Origin of the sequence: Streptomyces sp. NPDC006552, from assembly GCF_040611655.1 — a bacterium.
GTDB lineage: Bacteria > Actinomycetota > Actinomycetes > Streptomycetales > Streptomycetaceae > Streptomyces.
Map to the genome: position 1 here is coordinate 76,344 of NZ_JBEXOS010000014.1, position 14,202 is coordinate 90,545.

The following is a 14,202-nucleotide window of genomic DNA, read 5'->3' on the forward strand; positions in this document are numbered from 1 at the left end:
TTGCACGCACCTTCAAGGAAAGCCACCCGTCCCGGACGTAGGGTGGGCCCCGGGAGAGGCCAGCGGGACGGGCCTGCCCGCACAGCCGCCTCTAGGGAGGTCCAGTTCAGTGACCAGCAAGGTCAGTAGCTCAACCGAACAGGCCGACGGTACCGACAGCGCGGTGGTCGGGGAACAGCGCTCGGCCGCGGGGCACGGCAAGACCGTCGCGCGCCTGGACCGGGTGATCATCCGGTTCGCGGGTGACTCCGGTGACGGGATGCAGCTCACCGGCGACCGGTTCACCTCGGAGACCGCGACGTTCGGCAACGATCTGTCGACGCTGCCGAACTTCCCCGCCGAGATCCGTGCCCCCGCGGGGACGCTGCCCGGCGTCTCCTCGTTCCAGCTCCACTTCGCCGACCACGACATCCTCACCCCGGGCGACGCGCCGAACGTGCTGGTGGCGATGAACCCGGCCGCGCTGAAGGCGAACATCGCCGATGTGCCGCGCGGCGCCGAGATCATCGTGAACACCGACGAGTTCAGCAAGCGGGCGATGGCCAAGGTCGGGTACGCCGTCTCGCCGCTCGAGGACGGCTCGCTGGACGGCTACGCGGTGCACCCGGTGCCGCTGACCACGCTGACCGTGGAGGCGCTCAAGGAGTTCGAGCTGTCCCGCAAGGAGGCCGAGCGTTCGAAGAACATGTTCGCGCTCGGCCTGCTGTCGTGGATGTACCACCGGCCGACCGAGGGCACCGAGAAGTTCCTGAAGGCCAAGTTCGCCAAGAAGCCCGAGATCATGAAGGCGAACCTGGCGGCGTTCCACGCCGGCTGGAACTTCGGGGAGACGACCGAGGACTTCGCCGTCTCCTACGAGATCGCGCCCGCCACGACCGCGTTCCCGCCCGGCACCTACCGCAACATCTCCGGGAACCTGGCACTGGCCTACGGTCTGATCGCCGCCTCGCAGCAGGCGGATCTGCCGCTGTATCTGGGCTCGTACCCGATCACGCCGGCCTCCGACATCCTGCACGAGCTGTCGCGGCACAAGAACTTCGGTGTGCGCACCTTCCAGGCCGAGGACGAGATCGCCGGGATCGGAGCGGCCCTGGGCGCCGCGTTCGGCGGCGCGCTCGCGGTGACCACCACCTCGGGGCCGGGCGTGGCGCTCAAGTCGGAGACGATCGGTCTCGCCGTCTCGCTCGAACTGCCGCTGCTGGTGGTCGACATCCAGCGCGGCGGCCCCTCGACCGGGTTGCCGACCAAGACCGAGCAGGCCGACCTGCTCCAGGCGATGTACGGGCGCAACGGCGAGGCGCCGGTGCCGATCGTCGCGCCGCACACCCCGGCCGACTGTTTCGACGCGGCGCTGGAGGCGGCCCGGATCGCGGTCACCTACCGCACCCCGGTCCTGCTCCTCTCCGACGGCTACCTGGCCAACGGCTCGGAGCCCTGGCGCATCCCCGAGATCGACGAACTCCCCGACCTGCGCACCCAGTTCGCCACCGGCCCCAACCACACGCTGGCCGACGGCACCGAGGTGTTCTGGCCCTACAAACGCGATCCGCAGACCCTGGCCAGGCCCTGGGCGGTGCCGGGCACGCCGGGTCTCGAGCACCGGATCGGCGGGATCGAGAAGCAGGACGGCACCGGGAACATCTCCTACGACCCGGCCAACCACGACTTCATGGTCCGCACCCGCCAGGCCAAGATCGACGGCATCCGCGTCCCCGACCTCACGGTCGACGACCCCGGCGGCGCCACCACCCTCGTCCTGGGCTGGGGCTCGACCTACGGACCGATCACCGCGGCCGTACGGCGGCTGCGCGGCGCGGGCGAGTCGATCGCGCAGGCGCATCTGCGCCACCTCAACCCCTTCCCGCGGAACCTGGGCGAGGTCCTGGCGCGGTACGACAAGGTGGTGATCCCCGAGATGAACCTCGGTCAGCTGGCCACGCTGATCCGGGCCACGTATCTGGTGGACGCGCACAGCTACAACCAGGTCAACGGAATGCCGTTCAAGGCCGAGCAGCTCGCCACGGCTCTGAAGGAGGCCATCGATGGCTGAAACGCAGACCACGGAGTCCGGGGAGTCCACAGCGGCCGCGGCCGGGTCCGGTGGTACGGAGACGCTGCTGTCGCTCGTCCCCAAGGCCGAGGCCAAGCAGTCCATGAAGGACTTCAAGTCCGATCAGGAAGTGCGCTGGTGCCCCGGCTGCGGTGACTACGCCATCCTCGCGGCCGTCCAGGGCTTCATGCCCGAACTGGGGCTGGCCAAGGAGAACATCGTCTTCGTCTCCGGCATCGGCTGCTCCTCCCGCTTCCCGTACTACATGAACACCTACGGGATGCACTCCATCCACGGCCGCGCCCCCGCCATCGCCACCGGCCTCGCCTCCTCCCGCCGCGACCTGTCCGTCTGGGTCGTCACCGGGGACGGCGACGCGCTCTCCATCGGCGGCAACCACCTCATCCACGCGCTGCGCCGCAATGTGAACCTGAAGATCCTCCTCTTCAACAACCGGATCTACGGCCTGACCAAGGGCCAGTACAGCCCCACCTCCGAGGTCGGCAAGATCACCAAGTCCACGCCGATGGGCTCCCTCGACGCCCCCTTCAATCCGGTCTCCCTGGCCCTGGGCGCCGAGGCCTCGTTCGTGGCCCGCACCGTCGACTCCGACCGCAAGCACCTCACCGAGGTGCTGCGCCGGGCGGCCGAGCATCCCGGCACCGCGCTCGTCGAGATCTACCAGAACTGCAACATCTTCAACGACGGCGCCTTCGAGGTCCTCAAGGACAAGCAGCAGGCCCAGGAAGCCGTCATCCGCCTCGAACACGGGCAGCCGATCACCTTCGGCGCCGACCAGTCCAAGGGCGTCGTCCGCGATCCGGTCACCGGGGACCTCGGCGTGGTCGCCGTCACCGATGACAACCGGGCGCAGATCCTCGTCCACGACGCGCACGCGGCCTCCCCGACGACCGCCTTCGCGCTCTCCCGCCTCGCGGACCCCGACACCCTGCACCACACCCCGATCGGTGTCCTGCGCGATGTCGAACGGCCCGTCTACGACACGCAGATGGCCGACCAGCTCGACACCGCCATCGAGAACAACGGCAAGGGCGACCTCGCGGCGCTGCTCGCCGGGGGCGACACCTGGACCGTGGTGGGCTGACGGCCCGGCGCGGAAGCGGTACGGAGAAGGGGCCCGGGCGTCTCGGCGCGCCCGGGCCCCTTTTTCTCTGCGCCGGCCCTTCCGCTCAACCCTGCGGGCCGGCCGCGCGGCGTGCGTCGTAGGCCCGGCGCGCCCGCGCCACCTGGTCCACCCTGCGGTCCGTCCACTGGGCGAGGGCGCCCACCTGGGCGGCGGCCTCCCGGCCCAGCTCCGTCAGCGTGTAGTCGACCCGCGGCGGGATCACCGGTTTCGCGTCCCGGTGCACCATGCCGTCCCGCTCCAGGGTCTGCAGGGTCTGGGTGAGCATCTTCTCGCTGACCCCGCCGATCTCCCGGCGCAGCTCACTGAACCGGTACGAGCGGCTCTCCAGGGCCAGCAGCACCAGGACGCCCCAGCGGCTCGTCACGTGCTCCAGGACCAGTCGCTGCGGGCAGAGTTCCTCACCGGCCGAGGCCCATCCGCTTACCTTCATGTGGGTACCTTACTTTGAAGTGGGTACTTTCGAAAAGATAGTGCCGGTCTTACGGTGAGGAGAGAACCAGCCCACACAAGGAGAAACCCGTCATGAGCCTCGTCATCACCGGAGCCACCGGTCACCTCGGCCGTCTCGTCATCGCGGGGCTGCTCGACGCGGGCGTGCCGGCCGCCGAGATCGCCGCCGTCGTCCGCGACAAGGAGAAGGCCGCCCCGCTCGCCGCCCGCGGCGTCGAGCTGCGCGTCGCCGACTACAGCGCCCCCGAGACCCTCGACGGCGTCTTCCGCGCCGGCGACAAGGTGCTGCTGATCTCCGGCAGCGAGGTCGGACAGCGCGTGCCCCAGCACCGGGCCGTCATCGACGCCGCGCGGGCCGCGGGCGTCCGCTCCCTCGCCTACACCGGTGTCCTCGGCGGCCCCGACGCCGACTTCGCCCTCGCCGACGAGCACAAGGCCACCGAGCGGGCGATCCTCGACTCCGGCCTGACGTACACGTTCCTGCGCAACGGCTGGTACCACGAGAACTACACCGAGCAGCTCGCACCCGTCCTGGAGCACGGCGCCGTGCTCGCCTCCGCCGGCGAGGGCCGCGTCGCCTCCGCCGCGCGCGCCGACTACGCGGCCGCCGCCGTCGCCGTCCTTACCGGTGAGGGCCACGAGAACGCCGTGTACGAGCTGAGCGGCGACGTCGCCTGGACCCTCGCGGAGTACGCCGCCGAGGTCGCGAAGCAGTCCGGCAGGCCCGTCGTCTACCGGCCCGTCACGCCCGAGCAGAACCGGGAGATCCTCGTCGGCGCCGGGCTGCCCGCTCCCTTCGCCGACATCCTCGTCGACGTCGACGCCGCCATCGAGCGCGGGCTGCTGGCCCGGCGCGGCGGGGACCTCGCCCGGCTCATCGGGCGTCCCACCACGCCGCTCGCGGACGCCGTCGCCGCCGCGCTGAAGTAGTCCGGACCCGGCGGTCAGGACCGTATCGCGATACGGACATGACACCTGCCGCCCCGCGGCGCTACCTTGCTCGGTGGCCGCCGCGGGGCTGCCGGGTGTCATGAGGAGGGTCCGTGCGGGACGGGGCGGCAGGAGAGTCACAGCGACGGAGCGAGGGGCGCACAGGGCTCCTCAACGGATTCGCGGCGTACGGGATGTGGGGCCTCGTGCCCCTCTTCTGGCCGCTGCTCAAACCGGCCGGGGCGGCGGAGATCCTCGCCCACCGGATGGTGTGGTCGCTGGTCTTCGTGGGCCTCGCCATGCTCTTCGTCCGGAAGTGGGCGTGGGCCGGGGAGCTGCTGCGCCGGCCCAGGCGGCTCGGGCTCGTCGCTCTCGGCGCCGCCGTCATCACGGTCAACTGGGGCGTATACATCTGGTCCGTGAACTCCGGGCACGTGGTCGAGGCCTCGCTGGGGTACTTCATCAACCCCCTGGTCTCGATCGCGCTCGGCGTCCTGCTCCTCAAGGAGCGGCTGCGGGCCGTGCAGTGGACCGCCGTCGGGATCGGGCTCCTCGCCGTGCTCGTGCTCGCGGTCGGCTACGGGCAGCCGCCCTGGATCTCGCTCGTCCTCGCCTTCTCCTTCGGCACGTACGGGCTGGTGAAGAAGAAGGTGAACCTCAGCGGGCTCGAATCGCTCGCCGCCGAGACCGCCGTCCAGTTCCTGCCCGCGCTGGGGTACCTGCTGTGGCTCGGCGCGCAGGGGCACGCGACCTTCGCCACGGAGGGCGGCGGGCATGCGGCGCTGCTCGCCTCGACGGGCCTGGTCACCGCCGTGCCCCTGGTCTGTTTCGGCGCGGCCGCCATCCGGGTGCCGCTGTCGACCCTGGGCCTCCTGCAGTACCTCGCGCCGGTCTTCCAGTTCCTGCTCGGGATCGTCTACTTCCATGAGGCGATGCCGCCCGAGCGGTGGGCCGGGTTCGCGCTGGTCTGGCTGGCGCTGGCGCTGCTGACCTGGGACGCGTTGCGCTCCGCCCGGGCCGGGCGCAGGGCGCTGGCGCGGGCGGACGTGGCCGCGGCGGGGATCCCGGACGGGGCGGCGGTCGCGGCGGCGCGGGAATCCGCCGTGTGAGGGCGTCCAGGACCACGCCCGTAGCCGCGTGTCGGCCGAAGTAGGTCAAGGACCGGCCTCCTTGCGTTCTATAAGGGGGCATGACCTTTGACTGGAAGCTTGTCGTGGACGCCGGTGACCCGCACGCGCAGGCGGAGTTCTGGGCCGCCGCCCTCGGCTACGCGATCGAGGACAACGCGGCGCTGATCGAGCAGTTGCTCGGCGCCGGGGCCGTGGCGCCGAGCGAGACCGTCGAGCGGTGGGGCCGGCGGGCCTTCCGCGATCTGGTCGCCGTGCGGCACCCGGACGACGCCGTCGACGAGCGGACCGGGACCGGGCTCGGGCGGCGGATCCTGTTCCAGCGGGTGCCCGAGCCCAAGGCCGGCAAGAACCGGCTGCACATCGACATCCACGCCGGGCCCGAGCGGCGCGACGCGGAGGCGGAGCGGCTGGCCGGGCTCGGGGCGAGCGTGACGCGGTCCGTGGCGGCGGCCGGGGGTCAGTGGCTGCTCATGGCCGACCCGGAGGGGAACGAGTTCTGCTTGCAGTGACGCGCGGGCGCCCAGGCGCGGGCGGCGCCGGCCGACCCGCTGTTCCCCAGGGGCGGGGCACCGCACCATCAGGCCACCCCTGCCCCGGCCCCGGCCTCCGTCGCCCGACTTCACGGCCCACCTGTCCGGTCACCGGACAGGGCTGACCGGAAAGCGCTCTTGACGGTCGGTGAGCCCCCCAGGACCATCGGGCCACCTCAATCCCCGCTCACCCCGAGGAACCAGGAGCCCCCACATGCCCCTGCACCCCACCTCCATACGCCCGCGGCTGGCGACCGCCGCTCTGCTCACCGCCGCCGCCCTCGTCGCCGCCGGTGCCACCCCGCTCGCCGCCGGCGCGGCCCCCGCCCCCGCCGCCCCGGCACTGGCCGCGCCCGACATCCCCGTCGCGTCCGTCAAGGCCCACCTCACCCAGCTCCAGTCCATCGCCACCGCCAACGGCGGCAACCGCGCCCACGGCCGCCCCGGCTACAAGGCCTCCCTCGACTATGTGAAGGGGAAGCTGGACGCGGCCGGGTTCACCACCTCCGTCAAGCAGTTCACCTCCGGCGGCCGCACCGGCTACAACCTGGTCGCCGACTGGCCCGGCGGCGACACGAACCAGGTCGTCATGGCCGGCGCCCACCTCGACAGCGTCACCGCGGGCCCAGGCATCAACGACAACGGCTCGGGGTCCGCCGCGATCCTGGAGGCCGCGCTCACCGTCTCCCGGACCCAGTTCAAACCCGCCAAGCACCTGCGGTTCGCCTGGTGGGGCGCCGAGGAGCTGGGCATGGTCGGCTCCCGGAACTACGTCAACTCCCTGTCCGTGACCGACCGTTCGCGGATCGACGGGTACCTGAACTTCGACATGGTCGGCTCACCCAACCCCGGCTACTTCGTCTACGACGACGACCCCGCCCTGGAGCAGGTCTTCAAGGACTACTACGGCGGCCTGGGCGTCCCCACCGAGATCGAGACCGAGGGCGACGGCCGCTCGGACCACGCCCCCTTCAAGAGCGCGGGGATCCCGGTCGGCGGCCTGTTCAGCGGCGCCGACTACCGCAAGACCGCCGCCCAGGCCCAGAAGTGGGGCGGCACCGCGGGCAAGGCCTTCGACGCCTGCTACCACTCCGCCTGCGACACCTCCGCCAACATCGACACGACGGCCCTCGACCGCAACAGCGACGCCATCGCCTACGCCCTGTGGGAGCTCGCCCAGTAGCGGCCCGGCCCGCGCCCCCTTCCCGCACTTACTTGCGCGTGCATATACTGCATGCGCAAGTAAGTGCGTGGCGTGCGATGCCCGCGACGTCCGTCCGTTCGCGTATCAGGGGGCCCACCATGACCAGCCGTGACTTCCTCTTCCTCCTCGGCAGCAGCCGGCCCGGGGGCAACACCGAGATCCTCGCCCGCGCCGCCGCGGCGCAGCTGCCGCCGGACGCCGGGCAGCGCTGGATCGACCTGGCCGCCCATCCCCTGCCCGACTTCGCGGACCTGCGCCACGACAGCGACCACGTCCGCCCGCACGGGGACAACGCCGCCCTGCTGCTCGACGCCACCCTCGCCGCCACCGACATCGTCATCGCCTCGCCCCTGTACTGGTACGCGGTCTCCGCCGCCACCAAGCGCTACCTCGACCACTGGTCGGGCTGGCTGCGCACCCCCGGCGTCGACTTCAAGGCCACCCTCGCCGGGCGCACCCTGTGGGGCGTGACCGCGCTCGCGCACGAGGAGGAGGTCGTCGCCGACCCGCTGATCGGCACCCTGCGCAACTCCGCCGCGTACCTCGGGATGCGCTTCGGCGGCGTCCTGCTCGGCAACGGCAGCAAGCCCGGGGACGTACGCAAGGACGCGCGGGCCCTCGCGCGGGCCAAAACGTTCTTCGCGCGGGAGGCGCCGCTCGCCGCGTACCCGTACGAGCGTCAGGCGGTGATGTCCTTGGCCGTGAAGCGGGCCCAGGCCGCCGAGCCGAACACCGCCGCGTACAGCGCCTGAAGTCCGAGGTTCCTGACCAGGTCGTCCCAGTAGACCGGGTCGCGCATCAGGTCGGCGAAGGACAGCCAGTGGTGCGAGAAGAAGTACGGCTGGACGGCGTGGAGCTGCGGGATCTGGTCGAGGATCTGGACCGTGATCAGCAGGCCCACCGTCGTCGCCATCGCCGCGATGCCGCTGTCGGTGAGCGTGGAGACGAACAGGCCGAGCGCCGCGATCCCGGTGAGGGACGCCGCGACGGTGAGGGCGATCAGCAGGGCGCGGCCGAGGCCCTCGCCGAAGCCGATGTGCGTGCCGGAGATCGTGACCACGTCGCCGAGCGGGAACAGGATCGCCCCGGTGAGCAGCGCCGAGACCGTCACGACCAGCGTCGCCACCCCGCAGAACGCCACGGTCGCCAGGTACTTGGTGAGCAGCAGGCGGGTGCGGCCCGCCGGGGCGACGAGGAGGTAGCGCAGCGTTCCCGCACTGGCCTCGCCCGCCACCGCGTCGCCCGCGACGACGCCGACCGCCATGGGCAGGAAGAACGGCAGCGTCGCCGCCAGCGCCGTGAAGACCAGGAAGAGGCCGTTGTTGGTGATCTGCGCGATGAACGCCGGGCCACCGCCCTCGGGGCCGCCGCCGAGCGGCCGGCCGTCGCCCGTCTCGATCTTGACCGCCACTCCGATGAGGACGGGGACGCCCGCGAGGACGGCGAGCAGCGCGAGCGTGCGCCACCGGCGGAACGTCATGGCCAGTTCGCTGCGCAGCAGGCCCAGCGCCCAGAGCGGACGGGGCCGCGGTGCGGTGCCCGCCGGGTCAGCCCGCGACATCGAACCCTTCTCCGGTCAGGGCGACGAACGCGTCCTCCAGGGAGGCCCGTTCCAGGGCGAAGCCGCGCACCCGCACGCCCGCGTCCACCAGCGCCTTGTTCAGTTCCGCCAACTCCGTGCCGGGCGGCGGGGGTTCGGCCGTCAGGCAGGTGCCGTCCACCGTACGGAGGGTGAGCGCGTGCTCTTTCAGGACCCGGGCCGCCTCCGCCGTGTCCGGGGTGGTGATCGTCAGCCGTCCCCGGGTGGTCGCGGCGAGTTCGGCCACCGGGCCCTGGGTGAGCAGGCGGCCCCGGGCCATCACCGCGGCGTGCGTGCAGACCTGCTCGATCTCGTCGAGGAGGTGGGAGGAGAGGAAGACGGTGGTGCCGTCCGACGCCAGTTCCCGCACGAGCGTCCTGATCTCGCGCATGCCCTGCGGGTCGAGGCCGTTCGTCGGCTCGTCGAGGACCAGCAGCCGGCGGGGCCGCAGCAGGGCCGCGGCCAGGCCCAGACGCTGCTTCATGCCCAGCGAGTACGCCTTCGTCCGCTTGGCGGCGGCGGCCGTCAGGCCCACCCGGTCCAGGGCCGCCGCGACCCGCGCCGTGCGGGTGCGGGGGTCGGCCGCCGGGTCCGCCGCGTCCAGGCGCACCAGGTTGTCGCGGCCGGTCAGGAACGCGTACAGGGCGGGGCCCTCGATGACCGCGCCGACCTGCGGCAGGACGGCGCGGGTGGCGCGGGGCATGGGCCGGCCGAGGACGTGGGCGGTGCCCGAGGTCGGTTCGATCAGGCCCATCAGCATGCGGATGGTGGTGGTCTTGCCCGAACCGTTCGGCCCGAGGAAGCCGAAGACGGCTCCTTCCGGGACGGTCAGGCTCAGCCGGTCCACGGCCCGCTGTCCGCCGCGGTACCGCTTGGTGAGTTCGCGGGTCTCGATGACCGCCGCCATGCCCCTCCCTCGTCATGGGGGTGGCGAGGAGGCATCCTGCGCGCCGCCCCCTCGCCACCGGCCACCCTCGTCTCAGCCCGCGTCGGCCGCCTTCACCAGCGCGTCCTTGGTGACCGCGCCCGCGTAGACCTTCCCGTCCTCGGTGAGCAGCACGTTCACCAGGCGGGTCGAGTACACGGTGCCGGACCCGAACTTCCCGGTGACCTTGGAACCCAGGGAGTCGAGGAAGTGCTGCGCGTCGGCCGGCATACCGCCGGGCGCGGAGCCGGTGGCCAGTCCTGCGGCACCGGAGTCGCCGGGCAGCTTCAGCTCGGCGACCGAGGTCCAGCCCTTGCCGAGGACCTTGAGGCCGTCGAGGTCCTCGGCGCCCCGCGGTGCCCGGCCGGCCTTCTCCCGGTCCTTGCCGGGCAGTTCACCGGCCTCGGTGACCTTGGTGCCCTTCGACGGCTTGAAGTCGAAGGCGGACGCGGCCGGCCGGCCGAAGTCGACCTTGGTGAAGCCGGCGTCGACCACGGCCGCGCCGCCGCTCGCCGGGGTCAGCGTGAACTTCAGCGGCGTACCGGTCTTCGCGTCCACGGAGACCGTGACCGCGCCGACCGTCGAACCGGACTGCCTGGGCTTGATCTGGAGCCGGTACGCGTCGCGCCCGGCGATCCGCGCCGTGCCGTCGACCCTGAACGAGGTGGTGGGACCGGCCGCCTCGAGCAGTTCGTCCGTGAGCTGCTTCGGCGTGGCCGGCACCCCGGCCGGACGCTTCTTCGCGCGCTCCCCCGCTCCCTGGGCGTCCTTGGCGTGGTAGGCCTCGTCGGACGCGCTGTCGTACGCCCACACGTCCGCGCCGTTGTGGATCACGCTGTACTCGGACGCGTCGTCCAGGACCGACAGCTTCTGCCGGCCCTCGCCGTCCGCCGCGATCCGCAGCGTGTGCGTGCCGGTGGCCAGCTCGGTCAGCTTCTTCCGCGGGTCGGCCGAGGCGGAGCCCTTGTCCTGGCCGCCGAGGCCCGGGAGCGCGCCGCCCAGCGACGGCAGGCCCAGATCGGTGTGGATCTTCACGGTGCCGAACAGCTGCTCGGTGTCCGACGCGGCGATCTTCTCGATGAGTTCCTGAGCGGTGATCTTCGGCAGGTCCGGGTCGCCCGAGTCGGCGAGCGCCGGGACGAGCCCGATCGTCACGGCGGCCACCCCCACGACGGCGACGGGGACCGCGTACCGGGCCAGCTTGCGGCGCCCGGGGCCCTGGCTGTCTTCGGCTTCGTACGGTGCCATGCTGTTGCCCTACCTCCGTGTTCGGCGGCGGCTTACCGTCCTGTGCACACGTCGTCTGCTGGTCGGCCGCAGCGTGCGCGTCCACTCCCAAGCCGCCATTGTCACCCGGATTGGTCAGGAGTGGTGTACACAATCTGACCAAACCGGCCACCGCGAAGCGTCAGACCGCGGGATCAACTCCGCGTACACCTACGGGATGACATGACGCAGCGGCGCCTCCCCGACCCCTAAGGGGTGTCTGTCGGGGACCACGCCGCTCACCGGGGCGCCGGGCGGTCAGCCCGCCCGGTGCACCACCGCGTCGCAGAGCTCCACCAGCGCCGCCTTCGCCTCGCACTCCGGGAGCGGGGCGAGCGCCGCGCGGGCCTCCTCCGCGTACCGCACGGTGTCGCGGCGGGCCTGTTCCAGGGCGGGGTGGACGCGCAGCCGGGCGATCGCCTCGGCCAGCCGGGCGTCGTCGGCGAGGTCGGAGTCGAGCAGCTCCACCAGCGCCCGGTCCTCGGGCAGCCCGAGCAGCCCCGCGCGCTCGCGCAGCCGCAGGACCGGCAGGGTGGGGATGCCCTCGCGCAGGTCGGTGCCGGGGGTCTTGCCGGACTCGTGCGAGTCCGAGGCGATGTCGAGCACGTCGTCAGCGAGCTGGAAGGCGACGCCGAGCCGCTCCCCGTACTGGGTGAGCACGTCCACGACGCTCTCGTCCGCGCCGGACATCATCGCGCCGAAGCGGCAGGCCACCGCGATGAGGGAGCCGGTCTTGCCGCTGAGCACGTCCAGGTAGTGGTCGACCGGGTCGCGGCCGTCGGCCGGGCCCGCGGTCTCCAGGATCTGGCCGGTGACCAGACGCTCGAACGCCTCGGCCTGGATGCGGACCGCGTCCGGCCCGAGGTCGGCGAGGATGTGCGAGGCGCGGGCGAAGAGGAAGTCCCCGGTCAGCACCGCGACCGAGTTGTCCCAGCGCTGGTTGGCGCTGGGCACGCCCCGGCGCACGTCGGCCTCGTCCATCACGTCGTCGTGGTACAGCGTGGCGAGGTGGGTCAGCTCGACGACGACGGCGGAGGGCACGATGCCCGGCGCGTACGGGTCGCCGAACTGGGCGGCGAGGGTCACCAGCAGCGGCCGGAACCGCTTGCCGCCGGCCCGCACCAGGTGCTGGGCGGCCTCCGTGATGAAGGGGACCTCGCTCTTGGTCGCTTCGAGCAGCCCCTCCTCGACGGCCGTCAGGCTTGCCTGGACATCGGCTTCGAGGGCCTGGTCCCGCACGCTAAGACCGAAAGTCCCGACGACGGTCACGAGAGGTTCTCCTGTCTGCTGACGATCACATGGCGAACTCGGTCGATCATTCGTTCGATGACACGGTTTGTCGATGTGTCGCTGCCATCACTCAAGTCAGCGTATCCGGTCCCGTTTCGATCACAGGGGGCGCCTGCCCGGACAACCCGGACCGGGCGGCCCGCGGGCACCCCCGGTATGTTCTTGATCAGCCCATACGACCGGGAGTACGCACTTTGTCCCGCACCACTGTCCCCACCGGCCCCGCGACCGAGCCGCCACCGGGCGACGACACCGCCTTCTTCGGGCAGCCGCGCGGCCTGCTCGTGCTGTCGGGCCTGGAGGTCTGGGAACGCTTCTCGTTCCTCGGCATGCAGGCCATCCTCGTGCTGTTCTTCGCCGACACCGTCGCCCACGGCGGCATGGGCATGGCCGCCGGCACCGCCGCCTCGGTCTCGGCGGCGTACGGCACCCTCGTCTACCTGGTCTCCGTCGGCGGCGGCTGGCTCGCCGACCGCATCCTCGGCTCGTACCGCGCCGTGCTGTGGGGCGGCGTCCTCATCGCCTGCGGCCACTACTCGATGGCCGTGCCCACCCCGACGATGACCTGGGTCGGCCTCGGCCTGATCAGCGCCGGCACCGGGCTGCTCAAGCCGAACGTCGCCTCCATGGTCGGCAAGCTCTACCGCACCGACGACGAGCGCCGCGACGCCGGCTTCGCGCTGTACTACATGGGCATCAACATCGGCGCCTTCGCCGGCCCGCTGATCACCGGCTGGCTCGGCGACCACAAGGGCTGGCACTGGGGCTTCTCGGCCGCCGCCGTCGGGATGACCCTCGGCCTGATCCAGTACGTCGCCGGGCGGCGTCACCTGGCCGGGCGCAAGCACGCCGCCGAGTACGCGCTGGCGCCCGCGGGGATGCGCCGCGCGCTGTGGCTGATCGCCGCGGGCGCCGTCGTGGTGGCCGCGCTCGCGGTCCTGCTCTCGCTGGCCGGCTGGCTCACCATGGACCGCTTCGTCGACTGCCTCACGGTCATCTCGGTGATCGCGCCGCTGGTCTACTTCACGGTGATGTTCCGCAGTCCGCGCGTCACCGCCGAGGAGCGCGGGCGGCTGCGCCCCTACCTGGTCCTGTTCGTCGCGTCGGTCGCCTTCAACTTCATCCTCTTCCAGGCGTACTCGACGATGATCCTGCTGGCCTCGTCGAACGCCGAGACGACCATCTTCGGCTTCCACTTCCCGGCCGGCTGGTACGCCTCCGCGCTCGGCGCCTTCGAGGTCGCCCTGGCGCCCGTCGTGGCGGCCGTCTGGGCCCGGATGGGCCACCGCCAGCCGCACGCGTCGAACAAGATCGCCTTCGGTGTGATCCTGGGCGGCCTGTCGTTCCTGCTGATGGTCCTGCCGACGTCCGGCCACGGCGGCGCCTCGTACACGATGGCCGTCTGGTGGATCGTCGGCTCCTACCTGCTGCTCGGCCTCGGCGACATCCTCGTGGAGACCTCGGGCATGTCCGCGACGACGAAGCTCGCCCCGCGGGCCTTCGCCAGCCAGACCATGTCGCTCTGGTTCCTCTCGCTCGCCCTCGCCAACGGCATCCAGGCCCAGACCGTGAAGCTCTACGGCCGGGTCTCCGACCCCGCCTACTTCGGCGTCAACGGTGCCGTCGCCGTCGCCGTCGGAGCCGCCGTCATCGCCCTGGCGCCGTGGCTGCGCCGCACCATGCACCCCGTTCACTGAAGGC

General features: G+C 71.9%; 13 protein-coding genes. 8 read left to right on the forward strand and 5 right to left on the reverse strand.

Features of this window, described 5'->3' with window-relative positions:
* Positions 1 to 109 precede the first annotated feature (109 nt).
* Positions 110 to 2,050 carry a 2-oxoacid:acceptor oxidoreductase subunit alpha gene (locus tag ABZY33_RS11590; RefSeq protein ID WP_356491320.1) on the forward strand — a complete coding sequence of 647 codons (1,941 nt, stop codon included), beginning with the start codon at positions 110 to 112 and terminating at the stop codon, positions 2,048 to 2,050.
* 103 nt (positions 2,051 to 2,153) lie between these two features.
* Positions 2,154 to 3,155, forward strand: a complete 1,002-nt coding sequence (locus ABZY33_RS11595; protein WP_356491367.1) for a 2-oxoacid:ferredoxin oxidoreductase subunit beta — start codon at positions 2,154 to 2,156, stop codon at positions 3,153 to 3,155.
* An 85-nt stretch (positions 3,156 to 3,240) separates the two neighbouring features.
* On the opposite strand, the gene ABZY33_RS11600 is transcribed toward ABZY33_RS11595, so the two are convergent.
* Entirely contained in the window at positions 3,241 to 3,627 is a 387-nt protein-coding gene (locus ABZY33_RS11600) for a helix-turn-helix domain-containing protein (protein WP_356491321.1), read from the reverse strand.
* A gap of 92 nt (positions 3,628 to 3,719) precedes the next feature.
* On the opposite strand from ABZY33_RS11600, the gene ABZY33_RS11605 reads away from it, so the two are divergent.
* From ABZY33_RS11605 to ABZY33_RS11625, 5 genes are all read left to right on the forward strand, one after another.
* On the forward strand, positions 3,720 to 4,577 hold the full coding sequence (locus ABZY33_RS11605; protein ID WP_356491322.1) for an SDR family oxidoreductase: 858 nt from the start codon (positions 3,720 to 3,722) through the stop codon (positions 4,575 to 4,577).
* Between the two features lie 113 nt (positions 4,578 to 4,690).
* Positions 4,691 to 5,686 carry an EamA family transporter RarD gene (rarD, locus tag ABZY33_RS11610; protein WP_356491323.1) on the forward strand — a complete coding sequence of 332 codons (996 nt, stop codon included), beginning with the start codon at positions 4,691 to 4,693 and terminating at the stop codon, positions 5,684 to 5,686.
* 80 nt (positions 5,687 to 5,766) lie between these two features.
* Positions 5,767 to 6,216 (forward strand): VOC family protein, encoded by a 450-nt coding sequence (locus tag ABZY33_RS11615; RefSeq protein WP_356491324.1) that lies wholly within the window; start codon positions 5,767 to 5,769, stop codon positions 6,214 to 6,216.
* A gap of 235 nt (positions 6,217 to 6,451) precedes the next feature.
* Positions 6,452 to 7,420 carry a M28 family metallopeptidase gene (locus ABZY33_RS11620; protein ID WP_356491325.1) on the forward strand — a complete coding sequence of 323 codons (969 nt, stop codon included), beginning with the start codon at positions 6,452 to 6,454 and terminating at the stop codon, positions 7,418 to 7,420.
* Positions 7,421 to 7,539: 119 nt separating this feature from the next.
* Positions 7,540 to 8,193 carry an NAD(P)H-dependent oxidoreductase gene (locus ABZY33_RS11625; RefSeq protein ID WP_356491326.1) on the forward strand — a complete coding sequence of 218 codons (654 nt, stop codon included), beginning with the start codon at positions 7,540 to 7,542 and terminating at the stop codon, positions 8,191 to 8,193.
* Here the strand turns inward: ABZY33_RS11625 and ABZY33_RS11630 are convergent.
* The 4 genes from ABZY33_RS11630 to ABZY33_RS11645 all read right to left on the reverse strand — a co-directional run bounded on the left by ABZY33_RS11630 (position 8,121) and on the right by ABZY33_RS11645 (position 12,480).
* Positions 8,121 to 9,002 (reverse strand): ABC transporter permease, encoded by an 882-nt coding sequence (locus ABZY33_RS11630; RefSeq protein WP_356491327.1) that lies wholly within the window; start codon positions 9,000 to 9,002, stop codon positions 8,121 to 8,123. The two genes, ABZY33_RS11625 and ABZY33_RS11630, sit on opposite strands and share 73 nt — an antisense overlap.
* Entirely contained in the window at positions 8,989 to 9,927 is a 939-nt protein-coding gene (locus tag ABZY33_RS11635) for an ABC transporter ATP-binding protein (RefSeq protein WP_356491328.1), read from the reverse strand. Before ABZY33_RS11635 ends, ABZY33_RS11630 begins: the two co-directional genes overlap by 14 nt.
* Positions 9,928 to 9,999: 72 nt before the next feature.
* Positions 10,000 to 11,193: a DUF2092 domain-containing protein gene (locus tag ABZY33_RS11640; protein WP_356491329.1), complete on the reverse strand. Its 1,194-nt coding sequence runs from the start codon at positions 11,191 to 11,193 to the stop codon at positions 10,000 to 10,002.
* A gap of 276 nt (positions 11,194 to 11,469) precedes the next feature.
* Positions 11,470 to 12,480 (reverse strand): polyprenyl synthetase family protein, encoded by a 1,011-nt coding sequence (locus tag ABZY33_RS11645; protein WP_356491330.1) that lies wholly within the window; start codon positions 12,478 to 12,480, stop codon positions 11,470 to 11,472.
* Positions 12,481 to 12,695: 215 nt separating this feature from the next.
* Here ABZY33_RS11645 and ABZY33_RS11650 point away from each other — a divergent pair, with 215 nt between their 5' ends.
* Complete coding sequence (locus tag ABZY33_RS11650) at positions 12,696 to 14,198, forward strand: peptide MFS transporter (RefSeq protein WP_356491331.1); 1,503 nt, start codon at positions 12,696 to 12,698, stop codon at positions 14,196 to 14,198.
* Positions 14,199 to 14,202 lie beyond the last annotated feature (4 nt).

Bases quoted from the DNA above. Each gene is read 5' to 3' on its own strand.
- ABZY33_RS11595 (WP_356491367.1), top strand. From the start codon at position 2,154: ATGAAGGACTTCAAGTCCGATCAGGAAGTGCGCTGGTGCCCCGGCTGC.
- ABZY33_RS11600 (WP_356491321.1), bottom strand. From the start codon at position 3,627: ATGAAGGTAAGCGGATGGGCCTCGGCCGGTGAGGAACTCTGCCCGCAG.
- ABZY33_RS11605 (WP_356491322.1), top strand. From the start codon at position 3,720: ATGAGCCTCGTCATCACCGGAGCCACCGGTCACCTCGGCCGTCTCGTC.
- ABZY33_RS11615 (WP_356491324.1), top strand. From the start codon at position 5,767: ATGACCTTTGACTGGAAGCTTGTCGTGGACGCCGGTGACCCGCACGCG.
- ABZY33_RS11620 (WP_356491325.1), top strand. From the start codon at position 6,452: ATGCCCCTGCACCCCACCTCCATACGCCCGCGGCTGGCGACCGCCGCT.
- ABZY33_RS11625 (WP_356491326.1), top strand. From the start codon at position 7,540: ATGACCAGCCGTGACTTCCTCTTCCTCCTCGGCAGCAGCCGGCCCGGG.
- ABZY33_RS11630 (WP_356491327.1), bottom strand. From the start codon at position 9,002: ATGTCGCGGGCTGACCCGGCGGGCACCGCACCGCGGCCCCGTCCGCTC.
- ABZY33_RS11635 (WP_356491328.1), bottom strand. From the start codon at position 9,927: ATGGCGGCGGTCATCGAGACCCGCGAACTCACCAAGCGGTACCGCGGC.
- ABZY33_RS11640 (WP_356491329.1), bottom strand. From the start codon at position 11,193: ATGGCACCGTACGAAGCCGAAGACAGCCAGGGCCCCGGGCGCCGCAAG.